Consider the following 20636-nt stretch of genomic DNA (forward strand, 5'->3'; position numbering starts at 1 on the left):
CGCGTTCGCATTTCACAAGATAAAATGGAGCGGTCGCTACAACACCGCCGCCATGAAAAAAATCGATCCGAGCATTCCCGCGAAACCAAGCGTTCAGGTGCTCGAGCGCATGTTCACTTTGATCGATGTGTTGGCGTCTCGTGAAGAGGCGATCTCGCTGAAAGAGATCAGCGAAAAGACCGGGCTGCACCCCTCCACCACCCACCGGATCCTGAATGACCTGACGATTGGCCGGTTTGTGGACCGCCCCGAATCAGGCAGCTACCGCCTTGGCATGCGGCTGTTGGAGTTAGGCAATCTGGTCAAGGCCCGACTCAGTGTGCGCGATGCGGCACTGACGCCCATGCGCAACCTGCACAAGCTGATTCAGCAACCGGTGAATCTGAGCATGCGGCAAGGCGACGAGATTGTGTACGTGGAGCGTGCTTACAGCGAGCGCTCTGGCATGCAGGTCGTGCGCGCCATTGGAGGCCGCGCCCCACTGCACCTTACCTCCACGGGCAAGCTCTTCCTCGCCCTGGACGACCCGCAACGTGTGCGCGCCTACGCCACCCGCACCGGGCTCGCCGGCCACACGCGCAACAGCATTACCCAATTGCCCGTGCTCGAGCGGGAGCTTGCCAAAGCCCGGCAATACGGCATGGCGCGCGACAACGAGGAACTGGAGCTGGGCGTGCGCTGCATGGCTGCGGGCGTGTACGACGACCAGGGCAAGCTGGTGGCGGGGCTGTCCATTTCAGCCCCTGCGGACCGGCTGGACGAAGGCTGGTTGCCCAAGCTGCAGGCCACCGCCAATGAGATATCGCACGCGCTGGGATTTATCGTCAGTACTGAAACCTCAGGTGACACCGCAAGCGGCCACAGCACCGGGCTTCGCTGATTTCCGCGGACAACTCCTTGGAAGGCGGCTTTGCTTCGCCAAACGCTCTGGACTATCAACACACCGCCAGCATTGCCAAAATAAAAAGGCCGACCGGCTATGCCTGGTCGGCCTTTTGATCAATTCACTGCGATGTGCATCGCCGCCTCATGCGATATGCGCGGTCTCGCGGTCACCTCAACCGTGATTGCCAGCGCGAGCCTGCAACGGTGCCGTCAGCGACGAAGGCAGCGTTTCTACCCAATGGCGCACACGTTCCGCGTCGCCCAGGCGGCTGAACTTGCCCGCAGAATCCAGGAACACCATGATGAGCTTGCGGCCAGCAACCTGCGTCTGCATGACCAGGCAGCGACCTGCCTCGGAGATGTAGCCGGTCTTTTGCAGGCCAATGTCCCAGGTGGGGTTCTTCACCAGGCCATTGGTGTTGTTGTATTGCAGCGTACGCTGGCCGACGGCCACTTCGTAGCCTGGCGAGGTGGACAGTTCACGCAGCAGCGGGTCACCGTGCGCAACGTTCACCAGGGTGGCCAAATCGCGCGCACTTGACTGGTTGCGGCTCGACAGGCCGGTAGGCTCCACATAGCGGGTGCCGGTCATACCCAACAGCTTGGCTTTGGCATTCATCTGCGCCACAAACACGTCGAGCCCGCCGGGATAGGTACGGCCCAAGGCATGCGCCGCGCGGTTTTCGCTGGACATCAGCGCCAGGTGCAGCATCTCGCCCCGCGTCAGGGTTGTGCCCACGTTGAGGCGCGAGCGGCTGCCCTTTTCGGTGTCCACATCATCTTGCGTGATGGTGATGGGCTCGTCCATGGGCAACTTGGCCTGCGAAATGATCATGCCCGTCATGAGCTTGGTCAGCGATGCGATAGGCAACACGGCCTGGTCGTTCTTGGAGAGCAAGACTTCGTGTGTGTCCTGGTCGATAACGAGTGCCACGCTGGACTTGAGATCCAGGGGATCGTTGATCTCATGCAAGCCTGCCATCTGACCAAAGGACGGCTTCGCGGGAACAAACGCGACCCGGGTCGCTGCCTTGGATGTCCTGGCGGACACGCGTACTGGCTTGGCTGCTGCAGCAACCTTGCGGGGCGCCACGGCCCGTTTGACAGTAGCGCTGGACGCGCTGACCTGCGATTTTTTAACGGAGGCTTTTTTGCGGTCCTGTGCATGGACGCCGGGCGCTACCAGCGCCGCGCTCACCACAACAAAACCCAGAAGCTGAAGAAAACGGTTCACTGCGGTGCGATTGCGAAGGTGCATCCGAATGCTCCAAACGGTAAGAAGTATTGTGCAGTGTACAGAATCAAAAAAAGTCGCGCAAGATCAATACCTTGCGCGACTTTCCCAGAAAGCGAATGAAATTATAAAGTGATCAATCAGCCTTGTGCGGCTACCCGATCAGCTTTACTTTGTAACTTGTTCAGGGCACTCAGGTAGGCCTTGGCGGAAGCCACAACAATGTCCGGGTCAGCCCCGACGCCATTAACCACGCGGCCGCTGTTTTGCAGTCGCACAGTGACCTCGCCCTGGCTTTCTGTCGAACCACTGATCGCATTGACCGAGTAAAGGACCATTTCCGCACCGCTCTTGACGAGCGATTCGATGGCCTTAAGGGAAGCATCCACCGGGCCATTGCCATCCGACTGGCCTTGCACTTCCTTGCCTCCCACCGTGAAAACGATGGAGGCCTGCGGGCGCTCACCGGTTTCGCTGTGCTGGGACAGGGATACGAACCCGTATTGCTCCTTCTCGTTGGTCACGCTTTCGTCGCTGACCAATGCCAGGATGTCTTCGTCGAAGATTTCGCTCTTGCGGTCGGCCAGTTCCTTGAATCTGGCAAAGGCGCCGTTGATCTCAGTTTCGCTGTCGAGCTGGACACCCAACTCCTGCAGGCGCGCCTTGAAGGCATTGCGGCCGCTGAGCTTGCCCAACACGATCTTGTTGGCCGACCAACCTACATCCTCAGCCCGCATGATTTCGTAGGTGTCGCGCGCCTTGAGGACGCCGTCCTGGTGGATGCCGCTGGCATGCGCGAAGGCATTGGCGCCCACCACCGCCTTGTTGGGCTGAACCACAAAGCCGGTGGTCTGGCTGACCATGCGGCTGGCAGCCACGATGTGCTTGGCGTCGATGTTCAAGTCCAGGTCGAAATAGTCGCGGCGCGTCTTGATCGCCATGACCACTTCTTCGAGCGAGCAGTTGCCCGCGCGTTCGCCCAGGCCATTGATGGTGCATTCCACCTGGCGAGCGCCGCCGATCTTCACCCCGGCCAGCGAGTTTGCCACGGCCATGCCCAAGTCATTGTGGCAGTGCACCGACCAGATGGCCTTGTCGCTATTGGGAATGCGCTCGCGCAGCGTCTTGATGAAGTTGCCGTACAGCTCGGGGATGGCGTAGCCCACGGTGTCGGGCACGTTGATCGTGGTGGCGCCTTCGGCAATGACGGCTTCGAGCACGCGGCAGAGGAAGTCAGGGTCGCTGCGGTAGCCGTCTTCCGGACTGAACTCGATGTCGGCCACCAGGTTGCGGGCAAAGCGCACCGACTGTTTGGCCTGCTCGAGCACTTGCTCGGGCGTCATGCGCAGCTTCTTTTCCATGTGCAGCGCCGATGTGGCGATGAACGTGTGGATGCGCGCGCTGTTGGCGCCCTTCAGGGCCTCGGCCGCCCGCGAGATGTCGCGGTCGTTGGCGCGGGAGAGCGAGCAGATGGTCGAGTCCTTGATGGCGTTGGCAATGGCCTGCACCGCTTCGAAGTCGCCATTCGAGCTGGCTGCAAAGCCGGCTTCGATCACATCCACCTTCAGTCGTTCGAGCTGGCGCGCAATGCGCAGCTTTTCGTCCTTGGTCATCGATGCGCCTGGGGACTGCTCTCCATCGCGCAAGGTGGTATCGAAAATGATGAGTTTGTCAGCCATGTCGTTCTCCTGGTATTGGTGGGTGAGGTCCCGCAACGTCAAAAATCTGGCGCCCAAAGCAAAAGGCCCGTTGCGGGTGCATACGGGCCTTTGTGGAAAAGTGTGCGCGTGCGCCTACTGTCTCCGCCCGTGGGGAGGTAGCAGTAGAGCCAGAGCAAACGTGTTCATGCAACGCAATGTAGCACAATTGCTCCGCCGCCCTTAATGTCACTTGTGCAGCCCGCGCTCATCCGGCTCGTCCGTCGAGGTGCTGATCACGCTGGTGTGCTGCCCCTTGGCCTTGCGCCAGGCATACACGCCATAACCGCTCACGCCATAGAAAACGAACAGGCCGAACAGCACGATGGGCGGATGGATGTTGATGACCGCAATACCGAGCGCAATCAGCACGATGGCGGCAAACGGTACGCTCTTTTTCATCTGGATGTCTTTAAAGCTGTAAAACGGCACGTTGGTCACCATCGTGAGGCCCGCGTACAGCGTGAAGGCAAACATGGTCCACGTGATCTGCGACCAGCTGAGCCACAAGTCCTCGCCAGGGCGAACGCCCAGTTCAGTCATCAGCCAGATAAAGCCTGCGACCAGCGCCGCGGCGGCTGGCGACGGCAGGCCCTGGAAGTAGCGCTTGTCCACCACGCTCGTGTTCACGTTGAAACGCGCAAGGCGCAGCGCCGCGCAGGCGCAGTACACAAACGCCGCGATCCAGCCCCAGCGGCCCAGACCCTGCAAGGCCCATTCGTAAGCAATGAGTGCCGGGGCGGCTCCGAACGACACCATGTCGGAGAGCGAATCCATCTGCTCTCCAAACGCACTTTGGGTGTTGGTCATGCGGGCCACGCGCCCGTCGAGGCTGTCGAGCACCATGGCGCAAAACACCCCCACGGCGGCCATGTCAAAACGGCCATTCATGGCCATCACGATGGAATAGAACCCACCAAACAATGCTGCCAGCGTAAAGAGGTTGGGCAGAATGTAGATGCCCTTGCGCCGTTTGCGCACCATCACACCGGGGTTGTCGGTGGACTCATTGCCGTCATGCATCAAATAGACCTCCAGCGCTTGCCCAGCCTACGCAAGTCGCTATTAAATTTATAGTTTTTGACCTGAGCTCGAAGATCAGGCAGCGCGCGGTGCACGCCAAAGGCGAAGGCCGCAGTGTAGCGCTTGGAAACATGGCTCCCGACCTCGCACGTCCCCATAAGATCCGACCAGACTCAGGTCCGTCTGGCCACAAAAAAGGCCACCGAAGTGGCCTTTTGATGCATCCCTCTGGCAAGAGGAAAGAATCAGTTGCGGGTCTGGTCAACCAGCTTGTTCTTGGCGATCCAGGGCATCATGGCGCGCAGCTTGCCACCCACCACTTCGATGCTGTGGTCAGCCGTATTGCGGCGGCGGGCCGTCATCGATGGGTAATTCAGGCGGCCTTCCTGAATGAACATCTTGGCGTAGTCGCCGTTTTGGATGCGCTTCAGAGCATTGCGCATGGCAGCGCGCGACTGCTCGTTGATCACTTCAGGACCGGTCACGTACTCGCCGTATTCGGCGTTGTTCGAGATCGAGTAGTTCATGTTGGCAATGCCGCCTTCGTAGATCAGGTCCACGATGAGCTTGAGCTCGTGCAGGCATTCGAAGTAGGCCATTTCAGGGGCGTAGCCGGCTTCAACCAGGGTTTCGTAACCCATCTTGATCAGCTCGACGGCACCGCCGCACAGCACGGCCTGTTCGCCGAACAAGTCGGTCTCGGTTTCTTCCTTGAAGTTGGTCTCGATGATGCCGGCCTTGCCGCCGCCATTGGCTGCAGCGTAGCTCAGGGCCAGGTCACGGGCCTTGCCGGACTTGTCCTGGTGCACAGCGACCAGGTGGGGCACGCCGCCGCCTTGGGTGTAGGTGTTGCGCACAGTGTGGCCAGGGGCCTTGGGGGCGACCATCCACACGTCCAGGTCAGCGCGGGGCACGACTTGGTTGTAGTGCACGTTGAAACCGTGGGCGAAGGCCAGCGAAGCGCCTTGCTTGATGTTCGGTTCGACATTGTTCTTGTAGACCGCTGCAATGTCCTCATCGGGCAGCAGGATCATGACCACATCGGCAGCCTTGACCGCGTCGTTGACTTCCAGCACGTTCAGGCCGGCCTTGCCAACCTTGTCCCACGATGCACCGCCCTTGCGCAGGCCGACCACGACCTTCACGCCACTGTCGTTCAGGTTTTGTGCGTGCGCGTGGCCCTGCGAGCCATAGCCGATGATGGCCACGGTCTTGCCCTTGATCAGGCTCAGGTCGGTGTCTTTGTCGTAGAAAACTTTCATGGGTCGCTCCGGTAGAAATGCGTTGTTGGGGGTTGAAAAATAAACCGTCGATTGTCTTACATCGGATTGGGATTCGGCCGGATGGCTAGGCGGGAGGCCGCAAACAGTGCTGTAGCACGGCAAGGCTCCCCAACGACGCTAGCCGGTCGAAGGCCAATCCGTCACACGCGCAGGATGCGCTCGCCGCGGCCAATGCCGCTGGCACCAGTGCGGACGGTTTCGAGAATGGCCGTGCGGTCAATGGCCTGGAGGAAAGCGTCGTTCTTCGACTGGTCGCCGGTGAGCTCGATGGTGTAGCTCTTCTCGGTCACGTCAATGATGCGGCCACGGAAGATGTCGGCCATGCGCTTCATCTCCTCGCGCTCCTTGCCCACCGCGCGCACCTTCACCATCATGAGCTCGCGCTCGGTGTAGGCGCCTTCGGTGAGGTCCACCACCTTCACGACCTCGATGAGGCGGTTCAGGTGCTTGGTGATCTGCTCGATGACGTCGTCAGAGCCCGTGGTCTGGATCGTCATGCGCGAGAGCGACGGATCCTCGGTGGGCGCCACGGTGAGCGATTCGATGTTGTAGCCACGGGCAGAAAACAGACCCACAACGCGTGACAGCGCACCGGGTTCGTTTTCCAGCAGAACGGCAATGATGTGTTTCATAGGTGCAGATTCCTCTTTTCGCTGCCCTCCCCCGTGCACGGTAATACACAGGCTTGGCAGGCAATAGATTCGTCAAAAAAAGTGATTGCTATCTAATTGATAGCTATTGGCGCTTGATAAACAAGCGCTGGCGGCCGATTTGGCTTAAAGGTCTTCCGACCCCAGCAACATTTCGGTAATGCCCTTGCCGGCCTGCACCATCGGGAACACGTTCTCGGTGGGGTCGGTCCGGAAGTCCATGAACACCGTGCGGTCCTTGAGCTTGCGGGCTTCACGCAGTGCAGGTTCGACGTCCTTGGGATGCTCGATCAGCATGCCCACGTGGCCGTAGGCTTCTGCCAGCTTCACGAAATTGGGCAGCGCATCCATGTAGCTGTGGCTGTAGCGGCCGGAGTACTCGATCTCCTGCCACTGGCGCACCATGCCCAGATAACGATTGTTCAACGAGCAGATCTTGATCGGCGTGTTGTACTGCAGGCAAGTGGACAGCTCCTGGATGTTCATCTGCACCGAGCCTTCGCCGGTGATGCAGAACACTTCGGAGTCCGGCTTGGCCAGCTTGATGCCCATGGCGTAGGGAATGCCCACGCCCATGGTGCCCAGGCCACCGGAGTTGATCCAGCGGCGCGGCTCGTCAAAGCGGTAGTACTGCGCGGCCCACATCTGGTGCTGGCCCACATCGGATGTGATGTAGGTGTCCGCATCCTTGGTCATGTTCCACAGCGTCTCGACCACGTACTGCGGCTTGATGACGTCGCTGCTGCCCATGCTGTACTTCAGGCAATCGCGCTTGCGCCAGCCTTCGATGGTGTCCCACCACGCGGCGAGCGCACCTGCATCGGGGCGGGTGCTGCTCTCGCGGATCATGGAGATCAGCTCGGTGAGCACATCCTTCACGTCGCCGACGATGGGGATGTCGACCTTCACGCGCTTGGAGATGCTCGACGGGTCGATGTCCACGTGGATGATCTTGCGGTCGTTCTGCGCGAAGTGCTTGGGGTTGCCAATCACGCGGTCGTCAAAGCGCGCACCCACAGCCAGCAGCACGTCGCAGTTCTGCATCGCGTTGTTGGCTTCGATGGTGCCGTGCATGCCAAGCATGCCCAGGAACTTACGGTCACTGGCCGGGTAGGCACCCAGGCCCATCAGCGTGTTGGTGACTGGATAGCCCAGCATGTCAACCAGCGTGCGCAGCTCGTTAGTGGCGTTGCCCAGCAGCACGCCACCGCCGGTGTAGATGTACGGGCGCTTGGCCGCCAGCAGCAGTTGCAGCGCCTTGCGGATCTGGCCGCCGTGGCCCTTCTTCACCGGGTTGTACGAGCGCATTTCGACGCTCGACGGGTAGCCGCTGTAAGGCACCTTCTTGAAGGAGACGTCCTTGGGCACATCCACCACAACGGGGCCGGGGCGGCCGGTGCGGGCAATATGAAAAGCTTTTTTCATCGTCATGGCCAGATCGCGTGGATCCTTGACGAGAAAGTTGTGTTTGACGATGGGGCGGGTGATGCCGACGGTGTCGCATTCCTGGAAGGCATCGAGCCCGATGGCGGGCGTAGGCACCTGGCCGGAGATGATCACCATGGGGATCGAATCCATGTACGCCGTGGCGATGCCGGTGACCGCATTGGTAAGGCCAGGGCCGGAGGTCACCAGCGCAACGCCCACTTCGCCCGTCGCGCGGGCATAGCCGTCGGCGGCGTGGACTGCCGCCTGCTCGTGCCGGACCAGCACGTGCTGGATGGTATCTTGCTTGTAGAGCGCGTCGTAGATGTAGAGAACGGCACCGCCGGGGTAGCCCCAGATGTACTGGACGTTCTCAGCCTGAAGCGACTTGATGAGGATCTCAGAACCCATGAGGTCCTGCGAGCCGGGTGCTGGAGAATTGGTGTTGCCCTGCGCAGCAGCGGCCGCCGAAGTGATTTCGGCCTTGGAGATTTCCATGATCAACCTTTGTGAATTTCTCTGACGAAAAACCTTGGGTGCTCCTCGCATGAGCTCTTGTGAAGCCAGCTTGGAACTTGAGGCCAAGGACATTGGCGGGATGATTACCGCGCCGGACCGTGACCCGTTTGCCTTTTGAATTGCAGCGGCGATTATCGCACTGCAACACATGTAAAGCGGTAGCGCGCCGAAAAAAACACCTGCGGATGCGATAATCAGCGGCTCAGCGTGCCGGACGGCCACATTTTTGTGGCCACTGCGGCGCCGAATTCTCCCGGACTACCCTGTCTTGGCCACCGAACAAGAACTCTCCGACTTCCTCAAAAGTGTAGAAAAGCGCGCGTTCAAGCGTTCGCTTTATCACGTGCGCAATGAGGAAGCGGCTCTTGATATCGTGCAGGACAGCATGCTCAAGCTCGCGGAACACTATGGCGACAAGCCAGCCGCCGAGCTGCCCATGCTCTACCAACGCATCCTGTCCAACTGCACGCTGGACTGGTTTCGCCGGCAGAAAACCCGCAATGCACTGTTTTCGAGCATGAGCGACTTCGAAGGGCCCGGCGAAGATGGCATGGATTTTGATCTACTCGAGGCGTACTCCGGCCCTGAGGGCAGCGAAAGGGCCGAGAGCGCAGAAGACCTGACCCGCCGGGCCCAGGTGTTCTACGAAATTGAAGCGCAGATCGCCGAGCTTCCGCCACGTCAACGGGAAGCGTTCCTCATGCGTTACTGGGAAGAAATGGATGTAGCAGAAACGGCAGCCGCCATGGGTTGCTCGGAAGGCAGTGTCAAAACGCACTGTTTTCGTGCAATACAAACCTTGAGCAAGGCACTGAAAGCCAAAGGAATCGAGCTATGAACACTGTACAGATCCCATCGACATCCGCACAGGACGCTGCAGACCGCTTTGCGCTGCGCGTGACTGCGCGGTTGTCCAGCGGCACGGACGAGCTTGCCTACGATATTTCCGAGCGTTTGCGCGCGTCGCGCATGCAGGCACTTGCCAAGCGAAAGAAGTCGGTGGCGCCCGTGCGCATCGCGGCGCCGGTGACCGTGAATGCCGGCGGCAGCGCCACGCTGGGCCGTGGCGGTAGCGAAGGCGGCGGCTGGTGGAGCGCCCTGGTGTCGGCAGTACCGCTGATGGCCCTGGTGGTCGGTCTGGTGATGATCAACATCGCGCAAGACGAAAGCAGCGCCAACGACGTGGCCGAAGTCGACGCCGCGTTGCTCACGGACGATTTGCCCCCTGAGGCATATTCGGACCCTGGCTTCGTACAATTCCTCAAGACCTCTGCACAGTCGAACTAAGCTTTTTTGGGTATCGACAACACCGTCCTGCATGCACCCAAGCCCTTCTGACGCTTCCCCCGCCCTGCCAGCCTTCGTGCTGGCATTGGCGCTCTTGGGCGTGCTCGCAGTGGTCGGCGGTCAGGTGCTCGTGCAGATGCGCATGGCGCCCGGCACACTGGTACCTGCGGGTGCAGAGGCTGCGGTGGCCAGTCCCAACAACGCGCGCGCGCCCAGCGGGTATGGTGCATTGGCAGCCCCCCAGATAGAGACCGGCCCTGGCTGGGAGACCCTGACCCGGGCCCAAAAGCTGGCGCTCTACCCCCTGGCCGAGCGCTGGGCGCTTCTTAGCGAAGCACAAAAGCGCCGGTGGGTGGCGCTGGCGGGTAATTTTTCGAGCCTGCCGCCCGAAGAGCAAACCAAGTTTCACGAGCGCATGACGGACTGGGCGAGCCTGAGTGCCCAGCAGCGCAACCAAGCCCGGCTCAACTACGCCGTCACCAATCGGCTGGCGGGCGACGACAAACGCGCCCAGTGGGAGGCTTACCAGGCGTTGTCCGAGGAAGAGCGCCTGTCCCTGGCAGCCCGTGCCGCGCCCAAGCCCAAGGGGGCGGCGACAGCCCTCCAGCCCGTGTCTCCGAAGAAATTGGCCCAGGTCCCCGCAGCGACCCAAGCCAACCCGGCGCGCCCCAACGTGCCCAAGATTCCTCCCGTGGCCGACAACTCTCCGCGGGTGGCGGCCCCTGTGCCCTCATCTGGTGCTCCCGCTGCACCAAGCTCGGCAGCCACGTCGTCTTCCAGCACGGTAGAAACCACGCCGGTCTCGGTGCCCGTCGCCGTGCCCGCAGCGCTGCCCCCCCTGGGCAGTGGTTCGTCTGAAAGCCCGGCTGCTGCCCCAGCGCCTGTCACGCCCGATAATTCCGGTTTGTACCCTCAATAACCGGGCCGCCCGCCGGCCCGGCCTGCCTTGTTATCCGGATGATCGACTCTTCACCTGCCACCTCACCGCAGGCCGACGCCGCCAGCACCCCACCCCTTCGCAGCATCACGCCCAATCTCTGGCGGCGCATGGCCTGCTGGCTGTACGAAGGCATGCTCATGTTCGGGGTCGTTTTTATCGCCGGCTACCTTTTCGGTACGCTGAGCCAGACGCGCAACGCCATGGACAACCGCCACGCGCTGCAAGCCTTTCTGTTCGTGGTCTTCGGCATCTACTTCACGTGGTTCTGGGCCAAGGGCCAGACGCTGGCGCAAAAGACCTGGCTCATCCGCGTGGTCGACCCCGCCGGGAAACCCATCACGCAGGCCCGCGCCTTGCTGCGCTACGTACTCAGCTGGGTGTGGTTTTTGCCGCCGCTGGCGGCTTACCTGTTTGGGGTACCGGTGCTGGAAGTCCTTGTGCTGCTGGGTGGCTGGGTGGCTGTGTGGGCCATCCTGAGCCGCTTTCACCCCGAGCGCCAGTTCTGGCACGACGCGTTGGCGGGCACGCGCCTGGTGCACTACGAGCTCCCGAAAAAATAGCGCCGGGCGACGTGCAGCGCGCCGCAGCTGTCATGCGGCTGCGAGAGAATGTGTTCACCATGTCCACTCCCCTTCCTGAGCCCCACGCTCCCGCCAACCCACAAAAGGCCCGGTCGGGCCTGAACCGCATCTGGCACGCTGCCGGTTATTCACTCGAGGGGCTGCGCGCAGGCTGGGGCGAGAAGGCATTCCGCCAGGAGGCCATCGCCGCCGCAGTGCTTTTGCCCGTGTCGCTGTGGTTGGGGCGCAGCTGGGTCGAGGTGGCGCTGCTTGCTGGCTCCGTACTCATTGTGATGATCGTGGAACTGCTCAACACCGGCATCGAAACCGCCATCGACCGCATTGGCCCCGAGTGGCACGACCTGTCCAAGCGCGCCAAGGACATGGGCAGCGCGGCCGTGCTGCTGGCCCTGCTGCTGTGCGCGGGGATCTGGGGCGCTGCGGTTTTTCAAAGGATTTTTATTCGTGGCTGAACCCGCTTTTTCCGTGTGTGTGTACTGTGGCTCGCGCCCCGGCGAGAACCCGGCCTTTGCCGACGCGGCGAAAGCCGTGGGCCACTGGATCGGTCGCCAGGGCGGCCAGCTGGTCTACGGCGGTGGCCGCAGCGGCCTGATGGGCACGGTGGCAGAGGCCACGCGCCTGGCTGGCGGCCGTGTGGTGGGGGTGATTCCGCAGGCGCTGGTGGACAAGGAGTTGGCCAACCGCCTGTGCGACGAGCTGCACATCGTGCAGACCATGCACGAGCGCAAGGCGTTGATGGCCGAGCGCAGCGATGCCTTTCTGGCGTTGCCCGGCGGCATCGGCACGTTCGAGGAGTTGTTTGAAGTGTGGACCTGGCGCCAGCTCGGCTACCACGACAAGCCGCTCGGGCTGCTCAATGTCGCGGGCTATTACGACGCGCTGATGGGCTTTCTGAACCACAGCGTGGCCAGCGGGTTCATGGGCGAATGGCAGATGGGCTTGCTGCATGCATCCACCGATGCCGAGGACCTGTTGTGCACCCTGGTCCAGTCTGCAGGGCCCGACCAGACACAGGTGACGCTGCGCGCGGTGATCTGAGCGGCCCGGTCGCACAACACGGCCAAAACGACAGGGCCCGGGGAAGGCCCGCCGTACCCGAGAACAAAAAAAGAAAGGGGCGGAAATCCGCCCCGTTACTTTTGGGTGGCGAGAACACTCGCCAGCCAGCCCGCAGCCTCAGACCGCAGCGTCGTCCAGGTCACCGGTGCGGATGCGCACCACACGCTCCACGGCCGTCACAAAGATCTTGCCGTCGCCGATCTTGCCGGTGCGGGCCACGTTCACGATGGCGTCCACGCAGCGGTCCACGTCTTCGGTCTTCACAACCACCTCGACCTTCACCTTGGGCAGGAAGTCCACCACGTATTCGGCGCCGCGGTACAGCTCGGTGTGGCCCTTCTGGCGGCCAAAACCCTTCACCTCGGTCACGGTGAGGCCGGTGACGCCGCACTCGGCCAGGGCTTCGCGGACTTCTTCAAGCTTGAAGGGCTTGATGACGGCGGTGATCATTTTCATGGCGGGTCTCCTGTGGATATGGAAAAAATTAAAAAGGCTGGGGGCTGGCGCTGCACAACGGTATCAGTTCTCTGGGCCGATCACACGGCCGCTGGTTCTTGACCAGGCCGGCAGTACAAGCCTGCTGCGCAAAGACCCATCGGCGGTTGCAGGCGCCTAAGGCGCTCAAAGCGTTCGCACTTGCACGCAGCGCGAGAGGTGGCCGAAGCCCCCCAGTAGCTCAAAAGTAGCCGTCGTCGCGCCATTTCAAGCCCGAAACTTGCTGGTGATAGGGTAACGCCAGTCCTTGCCAAAGCTGCGGCGCGTCACGCGAATCCCCACGGGCGCCTGGCGGCGCTTGTATTCGTTGAGCTTGATCAGCCGCGTCACGCGCTCCACATCGGCGCGCTCAAATCCGCTGGCGATGATGGATTCGATCGGCTCGTCGTTTTCCATGTAGCGCGCGACGATGGCATCGAGCACCTCGTAGGGCGGCAGGCTGTCCTGGTCTTTCTGGTCGGGGCGCAGCTCGGCGCTGGGCGGGCGCGTGATGATGCGCTCCGGAATCGGATTGGCGCCCGTGCCGTACGGGTCGTTGGCGTTGCGCCAGCGCGCCAGGTCAAACACGCGGGTCTTGGCCACGTCCTTGATTACCGCAAACCCGCCTGCCATGTCGCCATACAGCGTGCAGTAACCGGTGGCCATTTCGCTCTTGTTGCCCGTGGTCAGGACGATGGAGCCGAACTTGTTGGACAGTGCCATGAGCAACGTGCCGCGGATGCGCGCCTGCAGGTTCTCTTCGGTGGTGTCTTCGGGCAGGCCGACAAAGTCTGTCGCCAGCGCAGCCTTGAAAGCCTCGAACTGCGGCTTGATCGAGATCTCGTCATAGCGCACGCCCATGCGCGTGGCCATGTCGCGCGAATCGATCCAGCTGATGTCGGCCGTGTAGGGCGAGGGCATCATCACCGTGCGCACCTTGTCGGCGCCCAGCGCGTCCACCGCAATCGCCAGCACCAGGGCCGAATCGATGCCGCCCGACAACCCGAGCACCGCCCCGGGGAAACCATTCTTGCCCACGTAGTCCCGCACGCCCAGCACCAGCGCATTCCACAGGTCGGCTTCCCAGCTTTTCTCTGGATCGACGATTGCTTTTATTTTGATAGCGCCTTGCGCTTGCTGGACCTGCGCAAACACCAGTTTTTCTTCAAAAGCAGGCCCGCGGCCGGCCACCGAGCCGTCGGCGTCGAGCGCGAACGAGCGGCCTTCGAACACCACTTCGTCCTGGCCGCCCACCAAATGGGCATAGACCAGCGGCAGGCCCGTTTCGGTCACCCGCTCGCGCATCGTGGTTTCGCGCTCGGAGCTCTTGCCCACATGGAACGGCGACGCATTGATCACCGCCAGCAACTGCGCACCCGCGGCCGCCGCATCGCGCGCGGGCTCCGGAAACCAGGCGTCCTCGCAGACCAGCACACCGACGCGCAGGCCTTCGACCTCAAACACGCAGGGCTTGTCGCCGGCCACAAAGTACCGGCGCTCGTCAAACACCTGGTAGTTGGGCAGCTCGCGCTTGGCGTAGGTCTGCTCGATCTGCCCGTCGCGCAGCACGCTGGCGGCATTGAAGCAGGCACTGAATGCAGGCGCATCGGGCGCCACGGCCTGCGGGTGCCCGAGCACGATGGCCAGGCCTTTCAACCCTGCCGTCTCGCGGGCCACGGTTTTCACGGCATCATCACAGGCCGCAATGAAGGCGGGGCGCATGAACAGGTCTTCGGCCGCGTAGCCGCAGATCGCCAGTTCAGGCGTCAGCAGCAGCCGCGCGCCCTGGGCGTAGGCCTCGCGCGCCGCGGCAATGATCTTCTGCGCATTCCCGGGCATATCGCCCACCACAAAGTTGAGCTGCGCAGTGCAAATGGAGAGCGTCATGGAACTGAAGGCGGCCCTGGTGGCCGGGTTGGATACCGCCATTGCAGGCCCGCGCAACGGTCGGCGGCACGGGAGAGTGCATGGCTGAGGAAGCCGCCATTATCGCCCGCGTACTCGCGTCTCCGCTCGACGTGGACGCCGCCGCCTGGAACGCGCTGCTGGCCCGCCAAAGCCACCCCACGCCCTTCATGCGGCACGAATACCTGGCCGCCCTGCACGAAAGCGGCAGCGCCACGCCGCGCACCGGCTGGGCGCCGCGCTTCATGACACTGTGGGACGGCGACGCACTGATTGCCGCCTGCCCGCTGTACCTCAAGAACCATTCGTACGGCGAATATGTTTTTGACTGGGCCTGGGCCAGCGCCTACGAGCAGCACGGCGTGCCCTACTACCCCAAGGCCGTGGTGGCCGTGCCCTTCACCCCCGTGCCCGGCACCCGCCTGCTCGCACGCGACGACGCAGCGCGCGCCCTGCTGGTGCGGGCCGTGTGCCAGTGGTGTGAAGAGGAGAACGTGTCGTCCGTGCACATCCTGTTTGCCAGCGACGACGATGTGCTGACCAGTGCGCAGCAAGAACTGATGCTGCGCCACACGGTGCAATTCCACTGGAAGAATGTGGCCCCCACGCTCGGCACTGGCGTGTCCTCGCTGCCCCCCGAGGGGGCCCTCGCCGCCTTGGGGCGGCCCGGCGGCGGCGAGAACGTGGCCCCCACGCTCCCCGCTGCGCGTGGTTCGCTGCCCCCCGAGGGGGCCCTCGCCGCCTTGGGGCGGCACGGCGGCGGCTCGGGACAAACCTTCACCAGCTTCGACCACTTCCTTGCCAGCCTGGCCCAGGACAAGCGCAAGAAGATCCGCCAGGAGCGCCGCCGCGTGGCCGAGGCTGGGGTGAGCTTCCGCTGGGCACGCGGTGCGGACATCGCCCCGGCTGACTGGGATTTCTTCTACCGCTGCTATGAGCGCACCTACCTCGAACATGGCAACCCGCCCTACCTCACGCGGGATTTCTTCGCGCGCATGGCGGCGCACATGCCCGAGGCCTGGCTGCTGTTTGTGGCCGAGCGCGGCGGCCAGCCGATTGCTACCAGTTTGATAGCTATTGGCGCTTATCCATCCAGCGCTGGCGGCCAAAATGACCAGAACATGGTGGCCTACGGCCGCTATTGGGGTGCGCTGGAGCGGGTGGACTGCCTGCACTTTGAGGCCTGCTACTACCAGCCGCTGCAGTGGTGCATCGACCAGGGCGTGGCCCGTTTCGAAGGCGGCGCGCAGGGCGAGCACAAAATGGCCCGCGCGCTGCTGCCCGTGCAGGCCACCAGCGCCCATTGGCTGGCGCACCCGGCCTTTGCCGAGGCGGTGGAGCGGTTCCTGCAGCGCGAAGGCGCCGGGGTGGAGGACTACCTGAGCGAGCTGCAGGCGCGCAGCCCGTTCAAGGCCACGGCCTGATCAGCCGAGCGATTGATCCGTCCATACAAGGCCGTCGCCGCCGGAGTGGGCGTGGGCGTGGGCGCGGGCTTGGGCACGGCTCAGCGACGGGCGAATAGGCAAATGTGCGAGTAGGCGCGCCAACGATCACGCCAAGGGCCCATCCGCTCCAGCAAATGAAGCGGATCAAGCCGCGGAGAGCCTGAAAAACGCCACCGTGTTCACCAGCGCCTGCGCCTGGCTGCTCAGGCTGCTGGCGGCGGCGGCCATTTCTTCGACCAGCGCGGCATTCTGCTGCGTGGCCTGGTCCATCTGCGTCACGGCCTCGCCCACCTGGCTCACGCCCTGGCTCTGTTCGGTGCTGGCGGCACTGATCTCGCCCATCAAGTCGGTCACGCGCTTGATGGCGCCCACGACCTCGGCCATCGTGGCGCCGGCCTGGTCGACCAGTGCAGTGCCTGTGCCCACGCGCTCCACGCTGTCGCTGATCAGCGCCTTGATCTGCTTGGCGGCGTCTGCCGAGCGGCCCGCCAGGCTGCGCACTTCGGTGGCCACCACCGCAAAACCCCGGCCCTGCTCGCCCGCACGCGCCGCCTCCACCGCGGCGTTGAGCGCCAGGATGTTGGTCTGGAACGCAATGGAGTCGATCACGCCAATGATGTCGGTGATCTTGCGACTGCTGTCCTGGATGCCCTTCATGGTGCCCACCACCTGGCTGACCACATCGCCGCCCCGCACGGCCACGGCGGATGCACTGAGCGCCAGCTGATTGGCCTGGCGGGCGTTGTCGGCGTTCTGGCGCACGGTGGAATTGAGTTCTTCCATCGACGCAGCGGTTTCCTCCAGCGCGCTGGCCTGCTGCTCGGTGCGGGCGCTCAGGTCGTTGTTGCCCTGGGCGATCTCGGAAGAAGCCGCGGCCACGTTTTCGGAGCCCGAGCGCACCTGCCCGACGATGCCCGACAGGTTGTGCTGCATTTCGGCCAGCGAACGCAGCAGCTGCGCCAGTTCATCCCTGCCCTCCGCATGAATGCGCGAAGACAGGTTCCCGCGGCTGATTTCGCCCGCCGCCTGCGCGGCCTGGCGCACGGGCCCCACGATGGAGCGGGCGGTCCACAGCGCAAACACCGCACCGAGCACCATCGACACCAGCGCACCAAGCGCCAGCGCCCACTGGCTCGCAACCGCCGTGCGGATGTTGAGCTGCCCGAACTGCCCGAGCTGCTTGTGGGTGTGGTCGGCCATGTCGGCCAGCGCCGTCAGGTAGTTGTTGGCCAGGGGCTTGAGGTCGCTGTCCACCAGGGCAAAAACATCTTCACCCGCCTTTTTGCGCTCCAGCAATTTGGCGCGCGCGCCCACATAGGCAGAACGCGCGGTGGCAATGCGGTCCATCAGCGCTTTTTCCGCTGCGCCATCGCTCAAGCCTTCGAGCTTCTTTTGCGCAACGCTCGCCCGCTGCGAGGTCGCCGTCATATCTGCCGCAAGCGATTCGATGTAGCCCGCGTCCGTTGCCTTGAGCGAGGCCGACGCGCGCACCCAGTTGAGGTCGATGGCCGCCTTCCAGTCCTGCGCCAGCGCATTGCGCTCCATCTCGGTGGTGGCAATCTGGACGCTCGCGTCCTTCAAAACCCCCAGCCGCCAGACGCCCAGCGCCGCGATGGCCGCAGTGATAAGGAGCACAAGGGCAAACGCCAGGCTCAGGCGTGCGCCGATTTTGAGATGGTTCATGGGACTGTTTCGGGGGAGAAGAAGGGCTGTTGTCTGGTGACAGACCAGCCTTTGCGATTGCCGGGCGGCTCACTTGGCGCCACGGCGGCCACGCGGCATAGCGCCTGATGGGGTGTCAAACACGGGGTCGATTATCGACCGATTAATAAGCATGCATTCTATTGACCCGCAGGGTTTCACGGCGGTCCGGCGGCAAAGTGGGTTGCACGCAACAAAAAGCACGCTGGAGGCGGACCTTCACCGTGCTTTGTTTTTGATAGCTATCAGCGCTTATTGGACAAGCGCTAGAGGCTATTTTTACCCCTGTTTTTGTCCGCAACCGAAGCGGTCCCCTCAGAAGCTTTCCCAGTCCTCATCGTTGCCGCCCTTGGCGGGCGCAGGGGCCGGGCCTGGCGCGGTAGGCTTGCTGGCTGCCGGGGCTTTGGCGTCGGGCCTTGGGGCGGACAAGCTGGCCCGCGACTTGGCGGCGGTCTTGCTGCCACCGATGGCGCTGCTAGCGCTCTGGGGCAAGGCGCTGCGTGTGGCGGCATAGGCCGGTGCCGGCACCGGCGCCCGGTGTGCGAACGATGGTGCAGGTGCCGCGGCCTGGGCGCGGGTGGTGTTGCCGGCACTGGCATCGAGCTTGAACACGGCCACCGCATTCACCAGCTCGCCGGCCTGCGCATTCAGCGCACTGGCGGCGGCAGCCATCTCTTCGACCAACGCGGCGTTCTGCTGCGTGGCCTGGTCCATCTGCATGACGGCTTCGCCGACCTGGCCCACGCCCGCGCTTTGTTCACTGCTGGCCGCACTGATCTCGCCCATGATGTCGGTGACCCGGCGGATGGCTGTGACCACTTCGGTCATCGTGGCGCCGGCCTTGTCGACCAAGGCAGTGCCTTGCTCCACCCGCTCCACGCTGGCGCTGATCAGGGCCTTGATTTCCTTGGCGGCCTCGGCGCTGCGCCCGGCCAGGCTGCGCACTTCGCCGGCCACCACCGCAAAGCCACGCCCTTGATCGCCCGCACGCGCGGCTTCCACGGCCGCGTTCAACGCAAGGATGTTGGTCTGGAAAGCGATGCCATCAATCACGCTGATGATGTCTGCGATCTTCTTGCTGCTTTCGTTGATGCCCTTCATTGTCTCGACCACTTCGGACACTACGTCACCGCCCTGTACGGCCACGGTGGATGCGCTCATCGCCAGCTGATTCGCTGCCCGCGCGTTGTCGGCGTTCTGCTTGACGGTGGAGCCGAGCTCTTCCATCGACGCTGCGGTTTCCTCCAGTGCCGAGGCCTGCTGCTCGGTGCGGGCCGACAGGTCGTTGTTGCCCGAGGCAATCTGCGAACTGGCCGAGGCCACGCCCTCGGCATTGCTGCGCACGGAACTCACGGTGTTGACCAGGCTTTGCTGCATGCGCTGCAGCGCACTGAGCAGATGGCCGGTTTCGTCCTGGGACTGGACAACGATCTGCCCGCTCAGGTCGCCACTGGCCACGCGGTCTGCCGCTTCGACGGCCTGCGCCAGGGGTCGGGTGATCGACCGGATGATCGAGATCGCCAGAAAGACCGCCATCGCAATCGCAATGGCGCTCGCGATCAGCACATTGCGCACCAGCGCATGGGCCGCAGCTTCGGCCCGCTGGCCAGCCGCCACCGTGATTTGCGCTTGAAACTCCACCTGCTCCTGAATCGTGGCCTGGTAGGCCAGCTGCACCGGGCGAAACTGCTCCTCCAGCAGCTTGATGGCCTCGTCCTTTTGACCCTGCTGGATCAACGCCAGGTATTGGTCCCCCACCTTGACGAACTCGGCGCGCCGCAGTTGCATGCGGGCCAGTATGTCTTCGCCCTTGGGCGAATTGATGAGGGTGTCGAGCGTCTTGTATTGCTCTGCCGTGCTGGTCCTGGCGGCCGCAATCTGGTCCCGGGCAAATCGGGTCACCGTGTCGGTGGAGAACAGCGCCAGGTTGCGAAACTGAATAGCCTGCACGTTCACGCGATCCGCCAACGTCCCCAAGGATCTTGTGATGGGTATGCGCGCGTCGATGACGTCCTTGAGTTCTGCACGCTGGCTGGCCGACTGGGCCAAACTCACCGCCCCCAGCGCGATGAGAAGCAACACCATGACGGCAAACGCCGCGGCCAGTCGGGTTGAGATCTTCAGCTGATTCATGTTCTCTGTCTCCTCGGGTTGACGGTGTTTTTTAGCTGTGGAAACCGCGTCGGCACAGAGCGTTGTGGCAGGCCTTCATCGCCACTGCGCCGCGGCGCGCGCGGTCCACGCCATCGCCATCGATGGCGGCAACGAGGGCAGCTCACCCGCCGCTGCACAGCCGCACGCTGACGGATTGATACCAGCGTGCGCTGTCGCCCCGCGTAGGCCGACGGCGCATGTACTTGCGTCTGGACAGTGCGGGCATCCCGGGTGCCCCGATGGCAACGAGCGCGTGAGAGGCTGTCCCGCGCGCCTTCGCTGCCGAGGCGTGCCCCAGCGCTTACCCCCTGGCGCCCACGGTTGAATTGGAGAGCTAGCTCCATTCCCGCCCGGCGTTCGCGCACAAAAAACTG

General features: G+C 63.1%; 18 protein-coding genes. 8 read left to right on the plus strand and 10 right to left on the minus strand.

The genetic code is table 11. The annotated features are described in order from the left end of the window. Positions 1 to 52 precede the first annotated feature (52 nt). Positions 53 to 880 carry an IclR family transcriptional regulator gene (locus ACSQ3Q_RS15145; protein WP_436135178.1) on the plus strand — a complete coding sequence of 276 codons (828 nt, stop codon included), beginning with the start codon at positions 53 to 55 and terminating at the stop codon, positions 878 to 880. A gap of 177 nt (positions 881 to 1057) precedes the next feature. On the opposite strand, the gene pbpG is transcribed toward ACSQ3Q_RS15145, so the two are convergent. The 6 genes from pbpG to ACSQ3Q_RS15175 form a co-directional block, all read right to left on the minus strand. Beyond that, on the minus strand, positions 1058 to 2143 hold the full coding sequence (gene pbpG / locus ACSQ3Q_RS15150; RefSeq protein WP_436135179.1) for a D-alanyl-D-alanine endopeptidase: 1086 nt from the start codon (positions 2141 to 2143) through the stop codon (positions 1058 to 1060). Between the two features lie 116 nt (positions 2144 to 2259). After that, a complete protein-coding gene (locus tag ACSQ3Q_RS15155) occupies positions 2260 to 3798 on the minus strand; it encodes a 2-isopropylmalate synthase (protein ID WP_436135180.1) in 1539 nt (512 codons plus the stop codon). 207 nt (positions 3799 to 4005) lie between these two features. Continuing rightward, on the minus strand, positions 4006 to 4839 hold the full coding sequence (gene pssA, locus ACSQ3Q_RS15160; protein ID WP_436135181.1) for a CDP-diacylglycerol--serine O-phosphatidyltransferase: 834 nt from the start codon (positions 4837 to 4839) through the stop codon (positions 4006 to 4008). Between the two features lie 245 nt (positions 4840 to 5084). Beyond that, the gene (gene ilvC, locus ACSQ3Q_RS15165; RefSeq protein WP_436135182.1) at positions 5085 to 6101 is read right to left on the minus strand and encodes a ketol-acid reductoisomerase; all 1017 of its coding nucleotides are present in this window, start codon (positions 6099 to 6101) and stop codon (positions 5085 to 5087) included. A 161-nt stretch (positions 6102 to 6262) separates the two neighbouring features. Next, on the minus strand, positions 6263 to 6754 hold the full coding sequence (gene ilvN, locus ACSQ3Q_RS15170; protein ID WP_007857867.1) for an acetolactate synthase small subunit: 492 nt from the start codon (positions 6752 to 6754) through the stop codon (positions 6263 to 6265). A gap of 144 nt (positions 6755 to 6898) precedes the next feature. Further along, entirely contained in the window at positions 6899 to 8695 is a 1797-nt protein-coding gene (locus ACSQ3Q_RS15175; protein ID WP_436135183.1) for an acetolactate synthase 3 catalytic subunit, read from the minus strand. Between the two features lie 289 nt (positions 8696 to 8984). Here ACSQ3Q_RS15175 and ACSQ3Q_RS15180 point away from each other — a divergent pair, with 289 nt between their 5' ends. From ACSQ3Q_RS15180 to ACSQ3Q_RS15205, 6 genes are read left to right on the plus strand one after another with little or no spacing between them, the layout of a single operon-like run. After that, on the plus strand, positions 8985 to 9554 hold the full coding sequence (locus ACSQ3Q_RS15180) for an RNA polymerase sigma factor (RefSeq protein WP_436135184.1): 570 nt from the start codon (positions 8985 to 8987) through the stop codon (positions 9552 to 9554). Continuing rightward, on the plus strand, positions 9551 to 10003 hold the full coding sequence (locus ACSQ3Q_RS15185; protein ID WP_436135185.1) for a DUF3619 family protein: 453 nt from the start codon (positions 9551 to 9553) through the stop codon (positions 10001 to 10003). The genes ACSQ3Q_RS15180 and ACSQ3Q_RS15185 overlap by 4 nt, the downstream gene beginning before the upstream one ends. A gap of 31 nt (positions 10004 to 10034) precedes the next feature. Continuing rightward, on the plus strand, positions 10035 to 10922 hold the full coding sequence (locus ACSQ3Q_RS15190) for a DUF3106 domain-containing protein (RefSeq protein ID WP_436135186.1): 888 nt from the start codon (positions 10035 to 10037) through the stop codon (positions 10920 to 10922). Between the two features lie 38 nt (positions 10923 to 10960). Beyond that, positions 10961 to 11503, plus strand: a complete 543-nt coding sequence (locus tag ACSQ3Q_RS15195; RefSeq protein WP_436135187.1) for an RDD family protein — start codon at positions 10961 to 10963, stop codon at positions 11501 to 11503. Between the two features lie 59 nt (positions 11504 to 11562). Continuing rightward, on the plus strand, positions 11563 to 11976 hold the full coding sequence (locus ACSQ3Q_RS15200; RefSeq protein ID WP_436135188.1) for a diacylglycerol kinase: 414 nt from the start codon (positions 11563 to 11565) through the stop codon (positions 11974 to 11976). Continuing rightward, positions 11969 to 12562: a TIGR00730 family Rossman fold protein gene (locus ACSQ3Q_RS15205; protein WP_436135189.1), complete on the plus strand. Its 594-nt coding sequence runs from the start codon at positions 11969 to 11971 to the stop codon at positions 12560 to 12562. Before ACSQ3Q_RS15200 ends, ACSQ3Q_RS15205 begins: the two co-directional genes overlap by 8 nt. A 138-nt stretch (positions 12563 to 12700) precedes the next feature. On the opposite strand, the gene ACSQ3Q_RS15210 is transcribed toward ACSQ3Q_RS15205, so the two are convergent. Together ACSQ3Q_RS15210 and ACSQ3Q_RS15215 are read right to left on the minus strand one after the other, a co-directional pair. Further along, a complete protein-coding gene (locus ACSQ3Q_RS15210; protein WP_007857855.1) occupies positions 12701 to 13039 on the minus strand; it encodes a P-II family nitrogen regulator in 339 nt (112 codons plus the stop codon). Positions 13040 to 13285: 246 nt separating this feature from the next. Then, positions 13286 to 14944, minus strand: coding sequence for an NAD+ synthase (locus ACSQ3Q_RS15215; RefSeq protein ID WP_436135190.1), 1659 nt, complete (start codon positions 14942 to 14944; stop codon positions 13286 to 13288). A gap of 80 nt (positions 14945 to 15024) precedes the next feature. Between ACSQ3Q_RS15215 and ACSQ3Q_RS15220 the strand changes: the two genes are divergently transcribed. After that, positions 15025 to 16386: a GNAT family N-acetyltransferase gene (locus ACSQ3Q_RS15220; protein ID WP_436135191.1), complete on the plus strand. Its 1362-nt coding sequence runs from the start codon at positions 15025 to 15027 to the stop codon at positions 16384 to 16386. Between the two features lie 165 nt (positions 16387 to 16551). Here ACSQ3Q_RS15220 and ACSQ3Q_RS15225 read toward each other — a convergent pair whose 3' ends face one another. Both ACSQ3Q_RS15225 and ACSQ3Q_RS15230 read right to left on the minus strand, forming a co-directional pair. Further along, complete coding sequence (locus tag ACSQ3Q_RS15225; protein ID WP_436135192.1) at positions 16552 to 18090, minus strand: methyl-accepting chemotaxis protein; 1539 nt, start codon at positions 18088 to 18090, stop codon at positions 16552 to 16554. Positions 18091 to 18423: 333 nt separating this feature from the next. After that, complete coding sequence (locus tag ACSQ3Q_RS15230; RefSeq protein ID WP_436135193.1) at positions 18424 to 20241, minus strand: methyl-accepting chemotaxis protein; 1818 nt, start codon at positions 20239 to 20241, stop codon at positions 18424 to 18426. Between the last annotated feature and the right edge of the window lie 395 nt (positions 20242 to 20636).

Origin of the sequence: Acidovorax sp. LjRoot129 (genome assembly GCF_964253765.1) — a bacterium.
Taxonomy (GTDB): domain Bacteria; phylum Pseudomonadota; class Gammaproteobacteria; order Burkholderiales; family Burkholderiaceae_C; genus Acidovorax.